Origin of the sequence: Neptuniibacter sp. QD57_21 (assembly GCF_047778075.1) — a bacterium.
GTDB lineage: Bacteria > Pseudomonadota > Gammaproteobacteria > Pseudomonadales > Balneatricaceae > Neptuniibacter.
In genome coordinates this window covers 2,972,351-2,993,542 of sequence record NZ_CP180549.1, presented here as the reverse complement: position 1 = coordinate 2,993,542, position 21,192 = coordinate 2,972,351, and the positions used below count along the sequence as shown (strand labels likewise).

Sequence of the window (21,192 nt, the reverse complement as noted above, 5' to 3'; positions counted from 1 at the left end):
AGTTGATAGTGTTGTTCGGTAAGTATATGTGGAAAAAATATAGCTCCCTTTTTCTTGGGAGTTTTTTAATCTTGATCTCTTCTTTGACTCATGGAGCGAATCATCCAGAAGAGGTGACGAATGTCTGCAAACAGGTTGGTAAAAAACTAGCCAGTGTTTCGGTTAAAGAATGTTTAAGTAATCCTTATCTTCCACCTCGTTTTTATTCAGTTCAAGGTCGTGCAATTTTAGAGGCACACTTTCAGGCATCAGAAGAAAATAAAGATGCACCAAGGGTTCTATTTATAGGTGGTATTCATGGTGATGAGTACTCAAGTGTTAGCGTAACCTTTAAGTGGCTTAATACCTTACGTAAACATCATAGTGGTGCTTATGATTGGTATTTCTTGCCGGTTGTGAATCCAGATGGCTTATTGCAGCGTAAGTCGAGCCGAGTAAATGCGAATAAGGTTGATCTGAATCGAAACTTTACCCCAGCGCCAGAATTCCCTGAGCCTTTAGCGCATTGGCAAAAAAGTGCGAAAAAGCGTTTGCGCTATTTCCCTGGGCACGCGCCTTTAAGTGAGCCTGAAAGTCGTGTTATTCACAATTTGATTGATGAATACAAGCCGACGGTGATTGTCTCTGTACATGCGCCGCACGGAATTTTGGACTTTGACGGTGGTGTTCAACCGCCGCGTAAACTTGGGCCGTTGCACCTACGTCAGCTAGGGACATACCCTGGTTCTTTAGGCAACTATGGCTGGTTTGTTAAGAATATACCTGTGGTGACCATTGAGCTTCCATATGCTGGGATCATGCCACCGAAAAAGGATATTGATAAGATGTGGACGGATTTGGTGGGTTGGTTGAAGTATAAATCGAAACGCAACCGCAGTGAGTTGGCTGCATCTGAATCATCCAAATAGATAGATCCAAAAACAAAAAAACGGAGCCTAAAGCTCCGTTTTTTTATGCGACAACGATCAGCTTAGTGCTGAGCTTCACCTTGTGCAGCTTCTTGCTGGGCTTGAGCCATTTGCTGAGCATATAGTGCATCAAAGTTTACTGGAGCAAGCATTAGCGCTGGGAAGCTAGCTTTAACAACCATTGCGTCAATTGCTTCACGTGCATATGGGAATAGGATGCTTGGGCAGAATGCGCCTAGTGTGTGGTGCATCTCTTGCTCGCCTAGACCTGCGATAGAGAAAATACCTGCTTGTTGTAGTTCAACTAGGAATGCAGTTTTATCTTCGTTTTTAACCGTAACTGTTAGCGTTAGAGTTACTTCAAAAGCGTTGTCACCTAGCTGAGCAGTTTGAGTGTTCATCTCTAGACCAACTTCTGGCTGCCATGGGCTCATGAAAATTTCAGGAGCGTTTGGAGATTCAAAAGAGGCATCTTTAATGTATACGCGTTGTACCGCAAACTGAGGTCCCTGCTGTTCTTCTTGGGACGCTGTGTTCTGATCGTTCTCAGCCATGATTTATCCTTATTTTTTAATAATTAGTTTGCACTAAGTAGGGTGTCGAGCTTGCCTTGGTGTTCAAGGGCAAACATATCATCGCAACCGCCGATAGGTGCTTCGCCGATAAAAATTTGCGGCACAGTGTGACCTCCACTTAGTTCCGTCATTTCGCGACGTTTTTCTGCGTCGCCGTCGACTTTAATCTCAGTGTAAGGAACGCTCTTATGATCCAAAAGCATTTTTGCTCGGATACAGAAGGGGCACCACGCGGTTGTATAGATGGTAACTTCTTTCATCGTGATTATTACTTAACAATCGGAAGACTTTGGCCTTTCCATTCGGTCATACCGCCAGATAGGCGCACCGCATTTTCAAAGCCTTCAGCCTTAAGTTTGCGAGTAGCAGCGCTTGCTGCCTGACCTAAATTACATACAACGATAATCGGGCGTTGTTTGTACTTAGTTAGCTCGTCCATACGACGATCTAAATCAGAAAGAGGGATGTGCTTTGCATTGGTGATATGACCTGTTGCCCACTCTTTTTTAGGGCGGATATCAACGATGATTGCGTCTTCTTTGTTGATTAGGTTTGTTGCTTGCGCCGGAGTAACGGCTTTGCCTGCTTTACTACGTTCATAAAGAACGAACATCACTAGAGTTAAAAGCCAAGCACCAACCAAGAATGGGTGGTTGCCGATAAATTCGATAAATTGATCCATTTCTAATCCAAATAAGGTCTTACCTGAAGACCATTAAAAACTGTTGATCGACGATTGAGGAGCAATAGTATACCTCGCGATTTTTGACGGTATAAGGGGAAGACGTGGTGAAAATGATTATTTAGTGGCAATTATTCTGCTTCGGGCCTTCAATCGTTAGCCTTAAAGGGGCTTTCCAAGTAAAATTGGCGGCAATTTTATAACCGTTGCAACAGAATCCTACAGATATGACACAAACGCGCGCGACAAAAGCTTTGATCATCCTTGATGGTTACGGTGTAGAAAGTTCAGAATCTTCAGCAATTCAGGCAGCTAATACCCCAGTATGGGATGCACTGCTTGCTGATAATCCAAATGCTCGAATCGAAACTTCAGGTATGGCTGTTGGCTTGCCGGATGGACAGATGGGTAACTCAGAAGTTGGCCATATGAATATTGGTGCAGGGCGCACGGTTTATCAAAACTTCACGCGTATCTCCAAAGCGATTGAAGATGGTGATTTCTTCGATAACGAGACGCTAGTGAATGCGATGGATTCTGCCATTTCGCAAGACAAAGCGGTTCACATTTTGGGCTTGTTATCACCAGGTGGCGTTCACAGCCATGAAGAACATATCTTTGCGCTGTTAGAGATGGCTGTAAAACTTGGTGCGACAAAGCTTTATGTTCATGCCATTTTGGATGGTCGTGATATGCCACCACGTTCTGCGGAACCATCGATTCACCGTACGGAAGAAAAGCTAGCCGCACTCGGTGTAGGTTCCATTGCTTCTGTAGCGGGCCGTTATTTTACAATGGATCGTGATAACCGTTGGGATCGCGTGCAGAACGGTTACGATGCAATGACTATCGGTCAAGCGCCTTGCAAAGCTGAATCTGCCATTCAAGCGCTGAATGAAGCTTATGCGCGTGATGAGAACGATGAATTTGTTCAAGCAACAGTAATTACGGATGCTACTGGCGAAGCGAAAGGTCTAGTTGCTGACGGTGATGCGCTAATCTGTGCGAACTTCCGTCCTGATCGCGCTCGTGAGATTACTCGTGCATTTACTGAAGGTAGCAGCTTTGACGGTTTTACACGTGAAAAAGCACCAGAACTAGCTGCATATGTAATGATGACTCAGTACGCATCTGATATCGATGCTGCTTGTGCTTATCCACCGCAAGCGATTCAAAATGATCTAGGTGAGTACCTATCTGGTTTGGGCAAAACCCAACTGCGTATTGCTGAAACTGAAAAATATGCTCATGTGACTTTCTTCTTCAATGGTGGTCAGGAAGAAGTTTACGAAGGTGAAGATCGTATTTTGGTTCCTTCCCCAGATGTTGCGACTTATGATTTGCAGCCTGAGATGAGTGCGCCAGAAGTGACTGAAAAGTTAGTTGGAGCGATTAAGAGCGGTAAGTATGACCTGATCGTTTGTAACTATGCGAACGGTGATATGGTTGGCCATACCGGTAAATTTGATGCAGCTGTGAAAGCTTGTGAAGTCGTTGATGATAGCGTTAAACAGGTACTAGAAGCGCTACGAGAAGTCGGTGGTGAAGCACTGATAACTGCTGATCACGGCAATGTTGAGTTGATGGTTAATCCAGAAACAGGGCAGCCTCATACATCTCACACAATCTGGCCAGTGGCGTTGATTTACGATGGTCCACGTGCAGAAAATCTCAAGCTAGAAGACGGTGCGCTTTGTGATTTAGCACCAACTCTGCTGTCCTTGATGGACATTGAGGTGCCTGCGGAAATGACGGGCAGATCTTTAGCATCCTTCTAAAGAGGCTTTAAAAGGGATAACTCGTTTATCCCTTTTTATTTTGTGCAGAAAAATTATGGTGCGATCTTTACCTGCCTTTATTTTCTTACTGTTTAGCTTGCTTACGTCATCTGTAGTGTTGGCAGAGGACGAACAAGCATTAACTGAAAAGCAGATAAAGCAGCTCAATTCACGTATAGCCTCTTTGCAAAAAAACATGCGCTCGCAAGAGGGTGAGTCTCGTGAATTAAGTAAAGAACTCCGTGACAGTGAAGTAAAAATTGGCAAGTTAGCCCGTCAGATCCAATCACTGGATAAGCAATTAAGTGGTCTTGGTTCTCACGCTGATTCCCTTGAACAGAAGCGAGATGCTTTAAAAGTCGAGCTTAAGAAGCGTTCCGAACTAATCGCTAAGCAGATAGCCCAGCAATATAAAATGGGTAACCAAGCGCGCTTACAGCTGCTGCTTACTCAGCGAAATCCTGAAACATTAGATCGAGCTATTCGCTATTATGACTTCGTAAATAAAGAGTTACGCCAAGACCTGATTCTTTTCAAAACCAAACTGGCGGATCTTTCCGGAACTGAATTAGAGTTAACCGATACCGAGCAAAAAATGGTCCTCAAGCGCGAAGAATTGCGTAAAGAGGTCACTGCTCTGAGGGCCTCTCAAGCGAAGCGAAAAGATACCCTTGATCGGCTAACAAAAGCCCTTTACACAGACAAAAAGAAGCTTAAGCAGCTCAAGCTGGATCAAAAGCGTTTACGTGCAGTACTAACTGAAATTGAGAAAAGCTTAAATTTCGCCACGCTTGTCAAAGACGATAAATCCTTTAAACAATTAAAAGGTAAGCTACCTTGGCCGTTAAAAGGTAAGGTGAAGCAGAATTATGGTACTGTCAGAAATAATATCCGTTATGATGGGATCTGGATTCAAGCTTCGAAAGCGGAGCCTGTAAAAGCGGTTCATCATGGGCGCGTAGTATTTTCAGATTGGCTTAGAGGTTATGGCTTAGTTTTGATTATTGATCATGGCTCAGGTTATCTAAGTTTGTATGGTTATAATCAAAGTTTGTTATTAGAAACAGGCGATTGGGTTGCCGCGGGTGATGCGATCGCAACGGCAGGGCAAAGTGGGGGCCGTACTCAAACAGGTCTTTATTTTGCGGTTCGTTATAAAGGTAAGCCGAGTAATCCAAAAAGCTGGTTGAAGCGCTAACATTATTAGGGAAGAAATTATGAAGTCAGTTTTATGTTCGGGCGGGTTCAAACGTACCTTGCTTGGTATAGTTGTTGGTTCGCTTGTCTCTTTCCCGCTTTATGCTGCTGATCCAAAGCCTGCAGATACTTCTGCTGTCACAGACGAAAAAGTATTGCCCTTAGATGAACTTCGATTATTCACTGAAGTGTTTCAGCGTATTAAATCCTCCTATGTTGAGCCAGTTGATGATGCGCGTCTGCTTGAAGATGCTCTGCGAGGCATGATTGCAGGACTAGATCCCCATTCCGCTTATTTGGAACCCGATGAATTTGAGAGTCTACAAGCAAACACTAGTGGTGAATTTGGTGGTTTAGGTATCGAAGTAGGCTCTGAAGATGGCTTTATTCGTGTGATCACGCCTATTGATGATACGCCAGCTCAACGTGCTGGGGTTAAAGCGGGTGATTTGATTACTAAGCTCGATGATACGCCTGTACAGGGTATGCCGCTGAGTGAAGCTGTAGAGCTAATGCGGGGTAAGCCGGGCAGTAAACTCCTGTTGACCATTGTACGTGAAGGCGAAGAAAAACCGCTGGAGATTGAAGTTGTAAGAGACATTATTCAAGTGGCGAGTGTTAAAAGTCGCATGTTGGATGAGGGGTTCGGCTATCTACGTGTTTCCCAATTTCAAGTAGATTCAGGAAAAGAGGTTAACAAACACCTTAAGCGCTTGATGAAAAATGATCTGAAAGGTGTTGTCTTGGATCTTCGTAATAACCCAGGTGGTGTATTACAAGCGGCAGTGGATATCAGTGATACTTTCCTAAACGATGGCCTGATTGTTTATACCAAAGGTCGTTTAGCAGATTCTGAGCAGCGCTTTCGTGCGACTAGCGATACTTTACTTCCAGAGCTTCCACTTGTTGTCCTGATTAATGGCGGTTCGGCATCGGCTTCAGAGATTGTTGCGGGTGCGCTTCAGGATCAAGAGCGTGCGGTTATTATGGGAGTTGATAGTTTTGGTAAAGGCTCGGTTCAAACGGTTCTGCCTTTAACAAAAGAGCGTGCGCTAAAAATTACTACGGCTAGATACTACACCCCCAATGGCCGTTCTATTCAGGCACAAGGCATCAAACCAGATATTGAGGTTAATGATGCTGAGTTAACCTTGCGCGAAGGCGGCCCTGAATATTTGAAAGAAAAAGATCTAAGTGGCCATCTTGAAAATGGTGAGAAGAAGGCTGCGGAAGAAGCGAAAAAAGATAATCTTGCAGCGAGAGATTATCAGTTATATGAAGCTTTAAACTTGCTAAAAGCTCTAGCGATCGTGCGTAAGTGATATGCAACTTTTTAGACGGTTTTTCTCAGCGGTTATTACTCTTGGTGCTTTAGTTGGCCCTAGTTATGCCGACCCAGTATTCACAGATAACCAGCCGGTGATGGCAATTGTTATTGATGATATTGGTGATAACCGTAAAAAAGGTTTGGCTGCGATCGACCTACCTGGTGCGATTACCTATGCATTTCTGCCCCATACCCCTCACTCCTATGATCTAGCAGAAATAGCATACAAGCAGGGTAAAGAGGTTATATTGCATGCGCCAATGCAAAATAAAGCGGGACTTCGTCTAGGGCCAGGCGCGTTAACTGAGCAGTTATCTAGGCAAGAGATTCAACAGGTACTGCATAATAGTCTGGATTCGATTCCCCATGTAGTTGGAATGAACAACCACATGGGAAGTCTTCTGACTGAAAACCGTCAAAAGATGAAAGAGATTATGGCTGTGGCAAAACAGCGTAATATCTTCTTTATCGATAGTGTGACAACAGGTCGAAGTGTGGCTTGGAAGGTGGCCCATGAACACCAGATCCCCTACCTAGTAAGGGATGTCTTTTTAGATAACAAACAAAATTGGAATTATATCCATAACCAGTTCAAACAAGCTTTAAGTTTGGCTGTTACGCAGGGGCATGCCGTTGTAATAGGGCATCCTTATCCAGCAACAGTGGAGTATTTATCTGAAGCACTGCCTATTCTCGAGCAATTAGGTATCCGCTTAGTGTCGGCGTCTGAGTTGCTTAATATTCGATCTCGCACTCAGTTGCTAATGGCTCAACCGAAAGTGGAGCCTTGCGATCGTAGCGAAGGGCACTGCCAAGCTTTACCGGTTGCGATTAAACATTAAGGCTTTAGAGAGCCATTAATATTCCGATCCCATCCCCCGTCAGTTTTATTCCTACTAGAACTGTGAGCGTTTCGAATGCTCTTTTTATCAGCTGATTACCTTGAGTAATGGCTAAATGTGCACCTGTATAAGAGCCGATAGTGGCGCCGATCAACAGTGCAGGTAACCATTCCCAACGAGGATCTACCTGTAGTGCTACGGTAATAGCGCCGGTGGAGTTCCAGAACAAACCTACCAGAATCAAGACATAGGTGACGGCCGTTTTGTAGTCTAGACCGAACCAGCGAACGAGCCAGAGTGTGACAAATAAGCCAGTGCCTGAAGTCAAAGAGCCGTTTAAGGCGCCAATAACGAACAGTACACCACCCCCAACGATAAGTCCTAACCGATCTCTGTTACGAGGTTCTGCGGTAAGTCCAAGCGCCTTCTTACGAAACGAATAGATGCCCAATCCAGTTGTTAATAAGCCTAAACTGAGTATGGTCCAGCCTTCGGGGATGTCGATGATGATATCAGCCCCGATAACCACGCCGGGCAGGCCGCATAGCAATATAAATCCACAAAACTTATAGTCCAGCTTTCCTTCACGCAGATGCCTAATGGTTGCACCTATACCTAAGGCTACGCTGGCCATTTTATGGGTGGCAAGTGCTGTATTGAAACTTAAGCCAAGGAACAGCAGTACAGGGAGTTGCAGTAATCCTGCTCCGCCTCCGGCCATTGCTGATAAGGCATTGGCGAAAAATGAGAGAACAAATAATCCGCCGTGTTCAATAAGTTGATCCATAGTTGTGCTGGTGGCCCCGTAGAAATAAAAAAGGGGAAGCTAGCTTCCCCTTAAAGAGTCATTGTACCAAGCGTCAATTAGGCTGGGCGGAAAGCGCCGGCAGCAATTCGCGGCCATTGCTCGCTCCACTGCTCTGTCGGCGTTTTGCGGAACTCTGTTCGTACAAATTGACGGATGCGACCTTCGCAACACGCAAGCATCAAGTTGGCAGTTGCTCCAGCTGTTGTTTCAGTACGTAAGCCTTCTTTGACTTCTGCTTCGCGTAGGATCTGTTTGATTTGCGTTTCTAAGCGTTCGAAGAATTGGTTGATACGCTGTCTTAAGCGATCTGTTTCGCCGGTAAGGGCATCACCTGTAAGTAGTCGGGCCATACCTGGATTGCGTTCTACAAAAGCTAGCAATAAAGTAAGTACTTGCTCGCATTGTTTGATTGCGCTTGGTTCAACTTGTGTGATCGCAGTAACGCGACTAAAAACTGTATCTTCGATAAAGCCGATAAGGCCTTCAAACATGCGTGCTTTACTTGGAAAGTGGCGATAAAGCGCTGCTTCAGATACACCTACTTCTTTAGCTAGGGCTGCAGTTGTAATTTTTTGCCCTGGGTTTTCCAGCATGCGAGCAAGGCTTTGAAGAATCTGTTCGCGGCGGGATACTTTGACTGTTTCGCTCATGGTTCGTCCTTATCCGCGGTTGGTGATCAGAGTACCAACACCTTCATCGGTAAAGATTTCTAGCATGCAGGAGTGTTCTACACGGCCATCAATAATATGAGAGCTGTTTACGCCGCTTTTAACTGCGCTTAGTGCACAGCCGATTTTAGGCAGCATACCGCCGTAGATTGTGCCATCTTCAATTAGATCATCTACTTGTTTGGTTGTTAGGCCGGTTAGGATATTGCCGTCTTTATCCATTAAGCCTGCAATATTGGTCAATAGAATCAGCTTTTCAGCTTGCAGTACTTCAGCAACTTTACCAGCAACTAAGTCTGCATTGATGTTGTAGGACGCGCCGTCTTCACCCACACCAATCGGTGCAATCACAGGAATAATGTCGGAGTTAACCAACATATCTAGCACCTTAACGTTAACGCTTTCTACTTCGCCTACGTGGCCAATATCGACGATCTCCGGTGCTTCCATCTCAGGTGTTTTATGTTCAACACGTAGCTTTTTAGCACGTAGAAGTTGACCGTCTTTACCTGTTAAGCCAATAGCTTGGCCGCCGTTATTGTTGATCAGGCCAACGATCTGTTTGTTTACCGCGCCGCCCAATACCATCTCGGCAACGTCCATTGTTTTGGAATCGGTTACACGCATACCGTTGATGAAGTGTGATTCGATTTTCAGATCTTCTAACAGTTGTCCGATCTGCGGGCCGCCTCCGTGTACAACAATTGGGTTAATACCAATCAGCTTCATCATCACAATGTCACGGGCAAAGCTGTTTTGCAGCTTTTCATCAATCATGGCGTTACCGCCATATTTGATGACAATTGTTTTGCCGACAAAGCGCTGAATATATGGCATAGCCTCGCTCAATACATGAGCGGTAGTCATGGCATCTTTACGTGTTAGAGGCATAGTCTTTCCTTAAAATTATTATATGAGTGCACCGATTTAATCGGTGCACTCCTGCCGTTTGGGCTTTATTCGTGTGGGATAACGAGACTGTTATCCACTTCATGTAGCTTTTGCTCGAAATCGTTTCGGATACGCAATAACGCATCGTTTGTTTCTGCTTCAAAACGAAGAACAAGCACTGGTGTTGTATTAGATGCGCGAACTAAACCCCAGCCATCAGGGTAGTCGACGCGTACACCATCAATATGGTTGGCAGTACCGCCTTCAAAGTGTTTTTCCTGAAGGGCTGAGACGATATCGAATTTGTTTTCGTCGGTAACTGTGATGTTTAGCTCTGGTGTGCTTACATCTTCAGGGTATTGAGCGAATAGCTCTTCAACGGTTTGATCTGTATTCGCCAAAATTTCAAGAAGACGTGCTGCACTGTATAGCGCATCGTCAAAACCGTACCAACGCTCTTTAAAGAAGATATGACCACTCATTTCGCCGCCAAGCAGTGCGCCGGTTTCTTTGATTTTTTGTTTGATCAAAGAGTGGCCTGTACGCCACATAGTCGCTTTACCGCCTGCTTCGGTAATCACTTTGGCGAGTAGGCGTGAGCATTTTACGTCGAAGATGATTTCTGCGCCTGGGTTGTGCTTAAGGATCTCTTCAGAGAACAACATCATGATGCGATCTGGATATACGATATTACCTTCGTTAGTGATGACGCCTACGCGATCGCCATCACCGTCAAATGCTAGGCCTAAATCCGCACTCGTCTCTTTTACCTTCGCGATCGCATCGATAAGGTTTTTCGGTTTGCCCGGGTCTGGGTGGTGATTAGGGAAAGTGCCATCGACTTCACAATAAAGCGGGATAATCTCGCAGCCTAATTGTTCAATCAGCTTAGGCGCTAGCTCAGCTGGAATGCCGTTACCGCAATCGACAACGACTTTTAGTTTTTTATCTAGTTTGATATCCGAAAGGATGCGCTCAAGGTAGCTTTCACGGATATCTAAATCGCGTTTAGAGCCTTCGCCGTCTGAATAGTTTTGCTCAATGATACGTGTTTTAAGGGCTTGGATTTCATCGCCAGACAATGTGTGGCCGTCGATCATCATCTTAAAGCCGTTGTAATCAGCTGGGTTGTGACTACCTGTGATCATTACGCCTGTGCACTGACTATCCTGATGTGCTGCATAATAGAGGGTAGGGGTTGGTACATAGCCTGTATCTATGACCTGGCAGCCGCCATCTATTAAACCTTCACTAAAGAGTTGTTTAAGGTGCGGGCTGGATAGGCGGCCATCGGCAGCCACATTAACGTTTTCAACGCCTTGTGATTTTGCTTCGGCAGCAAAAGCTCTGCCTAGGTGATAGACCGTGTCATCTGTTAAGGCTGAACCTACAATGCCTCGGACATCGTAAGCACGGAAAATTGCGTGGTCTAGAGAGTTTAGAGGGTAACGCATGTTAATCCTTTAATGTTCACAAAGTTTGAAATCCAAAATAAGTTATGCAGTTTCGATCTCTTTTTCCGTTACTGCACTTCCATGATACTGAGCTGCAATCTTTTCGATCAGCTTGCTGGCTAACTGGCGCTTAGAGGCTTGGGGTAAGGTTTCAGTTTTTGTCGCTGAAATAACCGTAACCGCATTTTCGTCGCTGTTAAAACCAATATCTGAGCGAGAAACATCATTTGCGATGATGAGATCGAGGTTTTTACGCTCAAGTTTGCTTTTGGCGTAGCTGATAACATCACGTGTCTCTGCAGCAAAACCCACCGTAAATGGTTTTGGTGAACTATTCGCTACAGTGGCAACAATATCTGGGTTTTTAACCAGATGAAGTTCCATGATCTCTTCTGAGCCTTTCTTTATTTTGTGTTCAGCTATAGCCGTAGGGCGGTAGTCTGCTACTGCCGCCGCTGCGATGAAGATGTCGCATAGAGAGAGATCTTCCAGAGAGGCGTTAAGCATCTCTTCGGCGCTTTCCACTGACGTTCTGCCAATGCGAGCCGGTGCAGGAAGATTTACAGGGCCACTAATTAATTTAACTTTAGCACCCGCTTCCATTGCAGCTTCTGCAAGAGCGTAGCCCATTTTTCCTGAGCTATGGTTGGATATATATCGCACAGGGTCTAATGGTTCTCGGGTAGGGCCAGCGGTAATAAAGACGGTTTTACCTGTCAGGCTACCCCGGTCAAATTGGGCTGCTGTTAGTTCTGCTATCTCTGTTGGTTCTAGCATACGGCCTGGACCAGTATCGCCACAGGCTTGCTCACCTACACCTGGTCCAAATAGTTTGAGGCCACGAGATTCCAGTGTTGTTGCGTTCTTTTGTGTGCCTTCGTCACGCCACATTGCTTGATTCATCGCTGGGGCTAAGCAGATAGGTGCATCTGTCGCTAGGCAGATCGTTGTTAGTAGATCATCGCCTTGGCCTGAGGCTAATCGAGCCATAAAGTTCGCACTTGCTGGCGCAATCAGGATCAAATCAGCCCATTTAGCTAATTCAATATGACCCATGCCTGCTTCTGCTTCGGCATCAAGAAGATGCTGGTGGACGGGATTACCTGAGAGAGCTTGTAAAGTCAGTGGGGTAATAAACTCGGTTGCAGAGGCTGTCATTACAACGCGAACTTCAGCACCGGCTCCTTTGAGGATTCGAGTTAACTCTGCGCTTTTATAAGCTGCAATACCGCCGGTGATTCCAAGAATAATTTGTTTGTTAGTAAGTCTCTGCATACTGGCTAACTACTGTAATCTTTGCGTTTGTAGCGTCGGTAATCTAAATGACGCTGAAATAAAAAGGATCGATACCATACCATTTTCAAGTAAAGTTTCGTAGATTGTATGGCGTTAAATTAATGCAATTCATCAAGGATGATGACTCTTCTCAAGGTTTGAAAGCCTTTGCTTCGTGAGTGGCAAATAGAGAAGAGATAAAATGGAGACCTCTTATGTCTATTTCGCATTGGCCGGAAGCCGAGCGACCTCGGGAAAAGCTTTTGCTTCAAGGCGCGGCTTCGCTGTCAGATGCCGAACTCTTAGCTATCTTTTTACGCACAGGGGTAAAAGGTAAAAGCGCGGTGGATCTGGCTCGCGATTTATTAACTACATTTGGTTCTTTACGCGCGCTTCTCGAAAGTGATGAAAAGGCTTTTTGTTCCGCGCATGGCTTAGGTTCTGCAAAATATGCCCAATTGCAGGCTGTTTTGGAAATGAGTCGCAGGCATCTACAAGCCTCTATTGAAAAAGGAGATGCGATGGAGAGGCCGGAGCAGGTGAAAAATTATCTGGCTTCGCAACTGCGTCATCATCAAAGAGAGGTGTTTGCTTGTATCTTTCTGGATAACAAGCACCGCGTACTTAAATATGAAGCGTTATTCTTTGGTACGATTAACGCAGCGGCAGTCTATCCCCGCGAGGTCGTCGCAAAAGCATTGGAGCACAATGCTGCTGCGGTCATTCTTGCTCATAATCATCCATCTGGGGTAGCGGAGCCAAGTATGGCCGATCAGCACATAACAGAACGACTCAAAACCGCATTGGAGATGATCGAAGTTAGAGTTTTAGATCATATGATTGTCGGGGATCTTGAGATCGTTTCGTTTGCTGAACGGGGATTATTATAAAAGTTATTAAGTGCTGGTGAATGTGTATGCTCTTGTGTATAATTCGCGGCCTTCTATCCATACTCCGGTACGGTATCTTGTCTAGTTACGGGACGCTCCGCCTGAGAAACGGTTTGGACTCTGGAGAGTGCAGAGGTTTTTCCTTATATCGTTTCAATAAAAAAAGAGAATAAAGGATAGATTCGTAACCCTTAATTTTAAAGGCTTTATAATATGTCTAAAGTTTGCATGGTAACTGGTAAGCGTCCAGTTACAGGAAACAATGTTTCCCACTCACAGCGTAAAACACGCCGTCGTTTTCTTCCAAACCTGCACTGGCACCGTTTTTGGGTAGAAAGCGAAAACAAATTCGTACGTCTACGTGTTTCCTCTAAAGGTATGCGTATTATCGACAAAAAAGGCATCGACACAGTTCTAGCTGAAGTTCGTGCTAACGGCATCAAAGTTTAAGGAGCTGAATCATGGCTAAAGGCGCACGCGAAAAGATCAAGCTAGTTTCTTCTGCTGGCACAGGTCACTTCTACACTACTGACAAAAACAAGCGTAACACTCCTGAAAAGATGGTGTTCAAAAAGTACGATCCAGTAGTTCGTAAGCACGTTGAATACAAAGAATCTAAGATTAAATAAGATCTTACTTTCTTCTAAAAAACCCAGCCTAGGCTGGGTTTTTTATTGTCTGCTGTTTAGCAACCGCAGATTACTCTGCGGCTGCTTTAGGATGGTTTATTAACTGTAAGCTCTCTTCGGCGAAACCGAAGCCCGCTTCTGTATAGAAGTTGAAAACAGTATGAATGCCGCCATCAACGAGTTGTTTATGTTCATCTGGGAAGCGGGCAATTGCAGCAATCTCCCCAGGGTAGTTAGCGCTGTGCAGCTGTTCAGCAATGTTGAGACTATCCTCTATCGAAGGCAGTGCAAGCAAGACTAGTTTGATGTTTTTGACATCCATATTGCACCAAAGGTCGGCATCCTCACCATCACCATAGAAAACGTGTAATCCTTTGTTTTGGAATTTCTGAATACGGCTACGGTCTGCATCCATTCCCCAAACTTTATCCCCAACAATGCTATGCAGGGCATTGAAAGCGCCTTTTCCGACACGACCAAGTCCGATCACTAATATTTCAGAATCTTTCGGCTGAACAAAGATATCGCTTGGAAGAGGAGTGTTTGATTCGTAACTTTTAATCTTCTCTTTATGGCGTAAATAAAAGGAGTGCGCAGAACGGTAGACTACACTGGTTAGGATAAATGATAGTGAAACAGCAAGCGCTAGAATGACCAACCACTCTTTACTTAGCCAGCCGCTATCTACACAAAGATAAGCAACAATTAATCCGAATTCACTGAAATTACTCAGTGCTAAGGCACATAGATAAGACGTTCGTCCGCGAAGATTCAAGCGGGTGAAAATTCCAAAGAACATGATGTATTTTAATGGAATTAGAACCGCAAGGATCGCTGCCATGCCTAGCATTGACCAGTCAGGTAAGGCTGTGAACCCTATAGATAGGAAGAAGCCAATCAGGAATAGATCTTTAAAGCTTAAGAGGGACTTAGTTAATTCGCTCGCTTTAGGGTGAGTGCTTAATAACATGCCGAAGACAAGTGCTCCTAAATCGCCTTTCACACCTACTAGGTTAAAGAGTTCATAACCGCCTAGTGCTAGGAAGAAGCCGGCCAAAGGCAGCAATTCACCATGGCCTGCACGCATGAGTAAATGATTTAGCAGAGGTCGAACGAAGACTAAACCGAGTAAGCCTAGGGCCCATATTGATGGGATTTTCCCCGTGGCGGCCACAAGGAACAGAACGGCAACAATATCTTGCATAACCAAGACGCCAATGGCGAGTTGACCATGCCTTGTTTTCATCTCACCGCTTTCCTCTAAAAGCTTCACGATACATACGGTACTGCTGAAGCTAAGGGCGAAGCCGATCAGAGCAGCAGATTTAAGGTCTAGATCTGAAAAGTACGGAATTGAAAGGGTGGCGAGCAGTATAAATGCAGAGCCGGCTAAAAGTGTCCAGAGTGTCATATGGGACAGTGTGCTGGCCCACACTTCTGTTTTTAATAGGTCTTTTACATTTAACTTCAGGCCGATAGTGAAAAGCATCAAGGTGATACCTAGGTCAGCCAAGGTTTGTAAACTATCTACTGGTTCAACACCAATAAAGTGCAGGAAGAAACCTGCAAATAGGTACCCTATAAGAGGGGGCATCTCAATCAATCGCAGTGTGTAACCGCAGACGAATGCAAATAAGATCCAGATAAAATCCATTGAGTACAAATCACCTTACTAAATTAGACCTAGAATGTAGCATAGCTTGACTAACGTCGGCATTGAGATAGGCCCTTAATTCATTGATTTTATGTTAGTCTAAGCGTTCAATGTTGTATTACAGTTGAAATTCATGCCTGAATTGCCAGAAGTAGAAACGACCTGTAGAGGCATTAGCCCTCATGTTAATCAGCAGAAAGTAACCCGCTTGTTGATCCGCAATCCTAATCTTCGTTGGCCTATTCCTGATTTTCTTGCTGATGAGGTAGAAGGACAGGTGATTGAATCTGTTGGTCGCCGCGGAAAATATATTCTTCTCAAAATATCTACCGGCGAAGTGATGGTGCATCTGGGGATGTCAGGTAGCTTAAGAATTGTTGAGCAAGATGAGCCCGTACTTAAACATGATCATGTGGATTTCTGTTTCGGGAGTGGCAAGGCTTTGAGGCTGACGGATCCGCGTCGTTTTGGCTCTGTTTTGTGGCAACCGCTTAATGAACACCATGAACTGCTATATAAGTTAGGCCCAGAGCCTCTTTGTGAGCAATTTGATGCTAAGCACCTTCATGCGATCTGCGCTGGACGTAAAGCGGCTATCAAACAAGTGATTATGGATAGTAAAGTCGTGGTTGGGGTTGGGAATATCTATGCCACCGAAGCGCTCTTCCTGTCAGGGATCGATCCGAGGCGAGCAGCCGGTAATATCTCTTATGAACGCTTAGCGTGTTTAGTTGAGAATATTAAAAAAGTGTTGGCTGCCGCAATTGAGCAAGGTGGTACAACGCTGAAAGATTTTGTAGGTGGCGATGGTAAACCGGGCTACTTTAAGCAAAAGCTCAATGTTTATGGGCGAAAAGGGGAGCCTTGTGTACAGTGTATGGCTCCATTAACAGAAGTACGCTTGGGGCAGCGCTCCACAGTGTTTTGTAAACACTGCCAGCGATAAGTTGAGTTGATTATGAGTGTTCAAATCAGACCGCCTATTTTGTCCCAAGAAGGTTGTAGCTTACGTGTTGATCTGCGTGACAAGCTGAATTTAGAGCAATTTTTAAAACACCGTACAGCTTTTTGTGTCGGTGAAAGTGCTGTTCATTGTGAGTTATATGAATGCGCGCCAGATGCACCAACCATTATCTTTTTACCGGGAATTGGTACTTATTGTGAAATCTATGCAGAGCTGTTGTCTAAGCTATCTCAGCAAGGGTTTAATGTTATTGGTGTTGACCCTCTTGGGCATGGCTATTCAGGGGGCTCTCGAGGTCATTACACTGTAGATGAGATGTGTAATGCTGTATCGGACGTTTTGGATGTATTGCAGCAGCGCTTTAAGGGCCCATTTGGTGTTTACGGATATTCAATAGGTGCATTGCTTGCTGTTGCAGCAGCAGAAAAGGATGAGCGCCTATCTACAGTCCTTTGCGGGACGTTATTGGTGCCTGATTTGGCCCCTGATTTAACTTATAGAATGGGCTGGAACTGGACGTGGGCATCTTCCTTAATGCTTCCAGGATATAAAGTGCCACTAAAATCTTTCGTTGATTTTGAGCAGCTGTTAAAGGGGCACCCTGCAGGTGCCGCAATTAATAATGATCCATTGATAGTGTTTGATTACCCTCTTAAAACTTTATCTAGTCTGTTTAATCATCGTTGTAATATCGTAAATAGGGTGCATCGTTTCTCTGCTGCTATTTTGCATGGAGATAAAGATGAGGTATTACCTGTGAGTTATTCTCAGAGAGTGATGAATTATTGTGAGCAGCCCATGGAGTTGTTGGTAATGAAGCGCCAAAGTCATATGGTGCCTTTATTGCAGCCTGACCTAGTTGTGACCATGGCCGCGCAATGGTTTGAGCAGGAATTTTCTAAAGAGATGGCTGCTGCCGTTTTGTAATTGAACTGTCAAAAAGTATTCATTGAGCTGTCACCTAGTACTTTCATCATCTGAAAGCATGATGAAAGTATTGGGAGATACTGACAATGAGTGCTATTCGACTAGTAACAGCGTTTGATTTACTCACCTTTAATTGGTGTTTGGGCCTTCCTAAAGCAGCTCAAATTGCTTCGGTAAGTCGGCAAGTTTCTCGATTAGGTGATGGTGTTTTATACCTATTCATTGGCTTTGCCCTTGCTCTTTTTGAGCAGCAGTTTGGTCTTTTGTTTTTGTTGGTTGGTTTATTTGCTTATACCATTGAGCTGCCGCTCTACCTTATTCTTAAAAATACTATAAAGCGTCATCGGCCTTGTGATTCGTTGCCATTTGAAGCTTATATAGTCCCATCTGATAAATTTAGCTTCCCATCAGGCCACTCTGCTGCTGCGTTTGTATTTGCTGCACTTGTAGCGCATTTTTATCCTGAATTTGCGGTTCTATCCTATGTTTTAGCTGTTGCTATAGGTATGTCTCGGGTTCTCCTTGGTGTTCACTATCCTACAGATATTTTAGCGGGTGCCGTGCTGGGCTTAAGCTCTGTAGCTGCTGCGATTTCGCTTATTCCTTTCTTATCTGTGCTGGTCTGAACTGATGCGTATTCTTTACGGTGTGCAAGCTACAGGGAATGGCCATATCACTCGGGCACGGGTGATGGCACCTGCTTTGGAGAAGGAGGGGGTCGAAGTTGATTATCTGTTTAGTGGTCGAGAACCTGAGAAGTTATTTAATATGGAGCCCTTTGGTGATTACCAGTGCCGAAGGGGGTTAACCTTTTATATGCAGGGAAGTAAGGTTGACCATTGGAAAACATTTACGAAAAATAGTGTTTTTCAATTGTTGAGAGATATTAGGGCACTCGACCTTACGGGATATGACCTTGTGATCACTGATTTTGAACCGGTAACTGCGTGGGCGGCGAAGTTAAAAGGGATCAACAGTGTAGGTATTGCTCATCAATATGCTTTTTTGCATGATTTGCCCGATAAGAAATCAGGGCCTTTGCTCAAGGCCCAAGTAAAGTCATTTGCCCCAACTGACATACCTATCGGGTTGCATTGGGATCGTTTCGATCAAGATATCTGCCCACCACTAATTCAAAAGCCTTTGTTTAGTCCAAGCCTTACTGAGAATAAAGTGGTGGTCTACCTGCCTCATGATGATCTAGAGGCCATGATGCCTATCTTTAAACAATGTAGTCAGGCTCACTTCTTTATCTATTCTTCAGTTGATCAATCCTTGGATCAAGGAAACTGCCATATCAGGCCTTTTTCACGAATGGGTTTTCAGCAAGATCTATCTGATTGTGAAGGGGTGATTTGTAACGCCGGTTTTGGCTTGTTAAGTGAAGCTTTGCAATATGGAAAAAAGATAATGACCTTGCCGCAAAAAGGTCAGGCTGAGCAAGAGTCCAATGCTGAGGTACTGGAAATCCTTGGTTTAGGTAGAGTTGTGGCCGCTTTAGACTGTCAAAAGATAGGAGCTTGGCTTGAATCACCACAACCAGAACCATTCTGCATTCCTGATGTTGCGACTCCGTTAGCTAAATGGATTAAAGCGGGTTGTCATGTATCTATTGAGAATCTGATTGAAGAAACATGGTTAACACAACCGAGTTACGTAACTGCGTAAGGTATTGAGAGGATAGAGCTGGTATTTTTTGTAGGTAAAAAGTAAGGGGCTGCTCCTTCCGTGAAGCAACCCCCTTGTTGGCTTCCTTAATCCTTGCGGTCTTTGTCCTAGGGCATCAATGCCATCCTTTCCGCTTATCGAGGCCGTCCTTTGTATTCGTTCCATGAACAGGAGATCCACGTTTCTAATTATGCCTTTTGCTACCGGAAAGGAAATAAGAAAAATTCTTAATTTCATTTGTCAGGTCTAACTCGGGCAATATGCCCGCGTGGATGATCAATTTATAAACAAAAAGGGCGCCTCATCCATGAGGCGCCCTTTTCTTTGGCTCCATAATCCTTGCGGTCTTTGTCCTAGGGCATCATGCCATCCTTTCCGCTTATCGAGGCCGTCCTTTATATTCAGTCCGTGAACAGGAGATCCATGAAGTTAATTATGGCTGGAAATACATAAAAAAAAATAAGAATTATTCTTAATTTCTGCCATCCCGAAGATTTCGGGAAGAATTCCCGAGGCATGGGAATCATAGGGGAAGTGGGAAAGTGTATATAAATAAAAAAGGCGCCTCATCCATTGAGGCGCCCTTTTCTATGGCTTCCATAATCCTTGCGGTCTTTGTCCTAGGGCATCAATGCCATCCATTCCGCTGTTCGAGGCCTTCCTTGTATTCTTTCCGTGAACAGGAGATTCATGTCATCAAGTATGGCTGGAAATATGGGAAAAGAAATAAGAAAAAATCTTAATTTAAAGAGTTCTGTATTGGGTGGGGCAAATACTTGCTTTGTATAGGATAGATACGAAAAGGGCGCCTCTTCCATTGAGGCGCCCTTTTCTATGGCTTCCATAATCCTTGCGGTCTTTGTCCTAGGGCATCATGCCATCCGTTCCGCTTATCGAGGCCTTCCTTGTATTCTTTCCATGAACAGGAGATCCATGCCACTCATTATGGACGTATATAAGGTAAAAAAAATAAGAAAAATTCCTAATTTTTCTTAATTGAGGATTTTTTTCTCTGATTTTTGTTTAGATGAAGGAGTTTCAGGTGCTTTTCTGGACAGAATGCAGGTGAGTCTTTAAACTTGGATTTTGTCTTGGTCGGGGTGCCCTGTGGGGCTGAGAGTAAACCCGTTGAACCTGATCCGGTTTGTTCCGGCGTAGGAAATCGAGATTTCATTTCTATGGATTTATTTTTTTTTAAATTTGGCTCATTTAGCTCCAGTTATAGGGGGCTATGATGGCTAATATCTCTTCCGCTATCCCTAATGTGCTTACCATTGCTGGGTCTGATTCCGGTGGTGGCGCAGGTGTTCAGGCAGATTTAAAAACGTTCTCAGCAATAGGGGCTTACGGCACATCTGCTATTACCGTTTTAACTGCGCAAAACACTCAGTCAGTTAAAAGTATCTATCCTGTCTCGGCTGAATTTTTATTACAGCAGTTAGATGCGGTATTTGATGATATTGAAATTAATGCGGTTAAAACGGGTATGTTGGGTAATACCGATATGGTTTTGACTGTTGCGTCGTTCTTGAAAAGTAAAAATGTTCCGCTGGTTATTGATCCTGTGATGGTATCGACTAGTGGGAGCAAGCTTCTGAGCGCTGATGGCATTGATAGCTTAGTAAAACATTTGATTCCGATAGCGGATATTATCACGCCTAATTTGCCAGAAGCTGCTGTGATGCTAGGACAATCTGAACCTAAAGATCGCACGGGTATGGCTGATATGGCTGCTGAATTGTTGGAGTTAGGTGCTAAGCAGGTGCTGTTGAAAGGCGGCCATTTGCAGGGTGAAGAGTGTCCGGACATTTACTATGATGGGCAGGAGTTCATCGAGTTCCTTAGTCCTCGGGTAAATACAAAAAACACCCATGGTACAGGGTGCACATTGGCAGCGGCTATTACCGCTTACCTAGCCAAAGGGGAGTCGCCTGCAACGGCGGTTAGATTGGCTAAAGACTATATTACATCTGCTTTGCGAGGGGCGGATAAACTGAATGTGGGTGCAGGTCATGGCCCAGTTAATCATTTTCATGCGTATTGGTCGTAGTTGTA

22 protein-coding genes and 1 riboswitch are annotated in these 21,192 nt (G+C 44.5%); of the genes, 13 read left to right on the top strand and 9 right to left on the bottom strand.

Features of this window, described 5'->3' with window-relative positions:
- The first annotated feature begins 71 nt into the window (after positions 1-71).
- A complete protein-coding gene (locus ACMXYS_RS13525) occupies positions 72-908 on the top strand; it encodes a M14 family zinc carboxypeptidase (RefSeq protein ID WP_415896853.1) in 837 nt (278 codons plus the stop codon).
- Positions 909-970: 62 nt separating this feature from the next.
- Here ACMXYS_RS13525 and secB read toward each other — a convergent pair whose 3' ends face one another.
- From secB to ACMXYS_RS13510, 3 genes are all read right to left on the bottom strand, one after another.
- A complete protein-coding gene (secB, locus tag ACMXYS_RS13520; RefSeq protein WP_415882196.1) occupies positions 971-1,462 on the bottom strand; it encodes a protein-export chaperone SecB in 492 nt (163 codons plus the stop codon).
- Between the two features lie 23 nt (positions 1,463-1,485).
- The gene (locus ACMXYS_RS13515; protein WP_415882195.1) at positions 1,486-1,680 is read right to left on the bottom strand and encodes a glutaredoxin domain-containing protein; all 195 of its coding nucleotides are present in this window, start codon (positions 1,678-1,680) and stop codon (positions 1,486-1,488) included.
- A 71-nt stretch (positions 1,681-1,751) separates the two neighbouring features.
- Positions 1,752-2,165, bottom strand: a complete 414-nt coding sequence (locus tag ACMXYS_RS13510) for a rhodanese-like domain-containing protein (RefSeq protein ID WP_415882194.1) — start codon at positions 2,163-2,165, stop codon at positions 1,752-1,754.
- Positions 2,166-2,392: 227 nt separating this feature from the next.
- On the opposite strand from ACMXYS_RS13510, the gene gpmI reads away from it, so the two are divergent.
- Genes gpmI through ACMXYS_RS13490 form a run of 4 tightly spaced genes read left to right on the top strand, consistent with a single transcriptional unit; the run spans position 2,393 to position 7,309 of the window.
- A complete protein-coding gene (gpmI, locus tag ACMXYS_RS13505; RefSeq protein WP_415896852.1) occupies positions 2,393-3,943 on the top strand; it encodes a 2,3-bisphosphoglycerate-independent phosphoglycerate mutase in 1,551 nt (516 codons plus the stop codon).
- Between the two features lie 55 nt (positions 3,944-3,998).
- A complete protein-coding gene (locus tag ACMXYS_RS13500; protein ID WP_415896851.1) occupies positions 3,999-5,141 on the top strand; it encodes a murein hydrolase activator EnvC family protein in 1,143 nt (380 codons plus the stop codon).
- Positions 5,142-5,160: 19 nt separating this feature from the next.
- Complete coding sequence (locus tag ACMXYS_RS13495; protein WP_415896850.1) at positions 5,161-6,462, top strand: S41 family peptidase; 1,302 nt, start codon at positions 5,161-5,163, stop codon at positions 6,460-6,462.
- 1 nt (position 6,463) lies between these two features.
- A complete protein-coding gene (locus tag ACMXYS_RS13490) occupies positions 6,464-7,309 on the top strand; it encodes a divergent polysaccharide deacetylase family protein (protein ID WP_415896849.1) in 846 nt (281 codons plus the stop codon).
- Between the two features lie 4 nt (positions 7,310-7,313).
- Here ACMXYS_RS13490 and ACMXYS_RS13485 read toward each other — a convergent pair whose 3' ends face one another.
- The 5 genes from ACMXYS_RS13485 to coaBC all read right to left on the bottom strand — a co-directional run bounded on the left by ACMXYS_RS13485 (position 7,314) and on the right by coaBC (position 12,405).
- Complete coding sequence (locus ACMXYS_RS13485; RefSeq protein ID WP_415896848.1) at positions 7,314-8,096, bottom strand: sulfite exporter TauE/SafE family protein; 783 nt, start codon at positions 8,094-8,096, stop codon at positions 7,314-7,316.
- 77 nt (positions 8,097-8,173) lie between these two features.
- Positions 8,174-8,767, bottom strand: coding sequence for a nucleoid occlusion factor SlmA (gene slmA / locus ACMXYS_RS13480; RefSeq protein WP_415889073.1), 594 nt, complete (start codon positions 8,765-8,767; stop codon positions 8,174-8,176).
- A 9-nt stretch (positions 8,768-8,776) separates the two neighbouring features.
- Entirely contained in the window at positions 8,777-9,676 is a 900-nt protein-coding gene (gene argB, locus ACMXYS_RS13475; RefSeq protein ID WP_415882187.1) for an acetylglutamate kinase, read from the bottom strand.
- Between the two features lie 65 nt (positions 9,677-9,741).
- Positions 9,742-11,130, bottom strand: coding sequence for a phosphomannomutase/phosphoglucomutase (locus ACMXYS_RS13470; RefSeq protein WP_415882186.1), 1,389 nt, complete (start codon positions 11,128-11,130; stop codon positions 9,742-9,744).
- A 42-nt stretch (positions 11,131-11,172) separates the two neighbouring features.
- The gene (coaBC, locus tag ACMXYS_RS13465) at positions 11,173-12,405 is read right to left on the bottom strand and encodes a bifunctional phosphopantothenoylcysteine decarboxylase/phosphopantothenate--cysteine ligase CoaBC (protein ID WP_415896847.1); all 1,233 of its coding nucleotides are present in this window, start codon (positions 12,403-12,405) and stop codon (positions 11,173-11,175) included.
- A 215-nt stretch (positions 12,406-12,620) separates the two neighbouring features.
- Between coaBC and radC the strand changes: the two genes are divergently transcribed.
- From radC to rpmG, 3 genes are all read left to right on the top strand, one after another.
- Positions 12,621-13,295, top strand: coding sequence for a RadC family protein (gene radC / locus ACMXYS_RS13460; RefSeq protein WP_415896846.1), 675 nt, complete (start codon positions 12,621-12,623; stop codon positions 13,293-13,295).
- A gap of 213 nt (positions 13,296-13,508) precedes the next feature.
- Entirely contained in the window at positions 13,509-13,745 is a 237-nt protein-coding gene (gene rpmB, locus ACMXYS_RS13455; RefSeq protein ID WP_415882183.1) for a 50S ribosomal protein L28, read from the top strand.
- An 11-nt stretch (positions 13,746-13,756) separates the two neighbouring features.
- The gene (gene rpmG / locus ACMXYS_RS13450) at positions 13,757-13,924 is read left to right on the top strand and encodes a 50S ribosomal protein L33 (RefSeq protein WP_007023004.1); all 168 of its coding nucleotides are present in this window, start codon (positions 13,757-13,759) and stop codon (positions 13,922-13,924) included.
- A gap of 70 nt (positions 13,925-13,994) precedes the next feature.
- On the opposite strand, the gene ACMXYS_RS13445 is transcribed toward rpmG, so the two are convergent.
- Positions 13,995-15,578, bottom strand: a complete 1,584-nt coding sequence (locus ACMXYS_RS13445) for a cation:proton antiporter (protein WP_415882182.1) — start codon at positions 15,576-15,578, stop codon at positions 13,995-13,997.
- Positions 15,579-15,711: 133 nt separating this feature from the next.
- Here ACMXYS_RS13445 and mutM point away from each other — a divergent pair, with 133 nt between their 5' ends.
- From mutM to thiD, 5 genes are all read left to right on the top strand, one after another.
- Positions 15,712-16,524: a bifunctional DNA-formamidopyrimidine glycosylase/DNA-(apurinic or apyrimidinic site) lyase gene (gene mutM, locus ACMXYS_RS13440; RefSeq protein ID WP_415896845.1), complete on the top strand. Its 813-nt coding sequence runs from the start codon at positions 15,712-15,714 to the stop codon at positions 16,522-16,524.
- Positions 16,525-16,536: 12 nt separating this feature from the next.
- Complete coding sequence (locus ACMXYS_RS13435) at positions 16,537-17,469, top strand: alpha/beta hydrolase (protein ID WP_415896844.1); 933 nt, start codon at positions 16,537-16,539, stop codon at positions 17,467-17,469.
- Between the two features lie 86 nt (positions 17,470-17,555).
- Positions 17,556-18,095, top strand: a complete 540-nt coding sequence (locus ACMXYS_RS13430; protein ID WP_415896843.1) for a phosphatase PAP2 family protein — start codon at positions 17,556-17,558, stop codon at positions 18,093-18,095.
- Between the two features lie 4 nt (positions 18,096-18,099).
- Positions 18,100-19,137 (top strand): MJ1255/VC2487 family glycosyltransferase, encoded by a 1,038-nt coding sequence (locus ACMXYS_RS13425; protein ID WP_415896842.1) that lies wholly within the window; start codon positions 18,100-18,102, stop codon positions 19,135-19,137.
- A 1,086-nt stretch (positions 19,138-20,223) separates the two neighbouring features.
- Positions 20,224-20,315, top strand: a riboswitch (TPP riboswitch).
- A gap of 56 nt (positions 20,316-20,371) precedes the next feature.
- The gene (gene thiD / locus ACMXYS_RS13420; protein WP_415896841.1) at positions 20,372-21,187 is read left to right on the top strand and encodes a bifunctional hydroxymethylpyrimidine kinase/phosphomethylpyrimidine kinase; all 816 of its coding nucleotides are present in this window, start codon (positions 20,372-20,374) and stop codon (positions 21,185-21,187) included.
- Positions 21,188-21,192 lie beyond the last annotated feature (5 nt).

What these genes read in the sequence shown, in the direction of transcription:
- secB (WP_415882196.1), bottom strand. Translation starts at nt 1,462, where the DNA reads ATGGCTGAGAACGATCAGAACACAGCGTCCCAAGAAGAACAGCAGGGA.
- ACMXYS_RS13510 (WP_415882194.1), bottom strand. Translation starts at nt 2,165, where the DNA reads ATGGATCAATTTATCGAATTTATCGGCAACCACCCATTCTTGGTTGGT.
- gpmI (WP_415896852.1), top strand. Translation starts at nt 2,393, where the DNA reads ATGACACAAACGCGCGCGACAAAAGCTTTGATCATCCTTGATGGTTAC.
- ACMXYS_RS13500 (WP_415896851.1), top strand. Translation starts at nt 3,999, where the DNA reads ATGGTGCGATCTTTACCTGCCTTTATTTTCTTACTGTTTAGCTTGCTT.
- ACMXYS_RS13495 (WP_415896850.1), top strand. Translation starts at nt 5,161, where the DNA reads ATGAAGTCAGTTTTATGTTCGGGCGGGTTCAAACGTACCTTGCTTGGT.
- ACMXYS_RS13490 (WP_415896849.1), top strand. Translation starts at nt 6,464, where the DNA reads ATGCAACTTTTTAGACGGTTTTTCTCAGCGGTTATTACTCTTGGTGCT.
- ACMXYS_RS13485 (WP_415896848.1), bottom strand. Translation starts at nt 8,096, where the DNA reads ATGGATCAACTTATTGAACACGGCGGATTATTTGTTCTCTCATTTTTC.
- slmA (WP_415889073.1), bottom strand. Translation starts at nt 8,767, where the DNA reads ATGAGCGAAACAGTCAAAGTATCCCGCCGCGAACAGATTCTTCAAAGC.
- argB (WP_415882187.1), bottom strand. Translation starts at nt 9,676, where the DNA reads ATGCCTCTAACACGTAAAGATGCCATGACTACCGCTCATGTATTGAGC.
- ACMXYS_RS13470 (WP_415882186.1), bottom strand. Translation starts at nt 11,130, where the DNA reads ATGCGTTACCCTCTAAACTCTCTAGACCACGCAATTTTCCGTGCTTAC.
- coaBC (WP_415896847.1), bottom strand. Translation starts at nt 12,405, where the DNA reads ATGCAGAGACTTACTAACAAACAAATTATTCTTGGAATCACCGGCGGT.
- radC (WP_415896846.1), top strand. Translation starts at nt 12,621, where the DNA reads ATGTCTATTTCGCATTGGCCGGAAGCCGAGCGACCTCGGGAAAAGCTT.
- rpmB (WP_415882183.1), top strand. Translation starts at nt 13,509, where the DNA reads ATGTCTAAAGTTTGCATGGTAACTGGTAAGCGTCCAGTTACAGGAAAC.
- rpmG (WP_007023004.1), top strand. Translation starts at nt 13,757, where the DNA reads ATGGCTAAAGGCGCACGCGAAAAGATCAAGCTAGTTTCTTCTGCTGGC.
- ACMXYS_RS13445 (WP_415882182.1), bottom strand. Translation starts at nt 15,578, where the DNA reads ATGGATTTTATCTGGATCTTATTTGCATTCGTCTGCGGTTACACACTG.
- mutM (WP_415896845.1), top strand. Translation starts at nt 15,712, where the DNA reads ATGCCTGAATTGCCAGAAGTAGAAACGACCTGTAGAGGCATTAGCCCT.
- ACMXYS_RS13435 (WP_415896844.1), top strand. Translation starts at nt 16,537, where the DNA reads ATGAGTGTTCAAATCAGACCGCCTATTTTGTCCCAAGAAGGTTGTAGC.
- ACMXYS_RS13430 (WP_415896843.1), top strand. Translation starts at nt 17,556, where the DNA reads ATGAGTGCTATTCGACTAGTAACAGCGTTTGATTTACTCACCTTTAAT.
- ACMXYS_RS13425 (WP_415896842.1), top strand. Translation starts at nt 18,100, where the DNA reads ATGCGTATTCTTTACGGTGTGCAAGCTACAGGGAATGGCCATATCACT.
- thiD (WP_415896841.1), top strand. Translation starts at nt 20,372, where the DNA reads ATGGCTAATATCTCTTCCGCTATCCCTAATGTGCTTACCATTGCTGGG.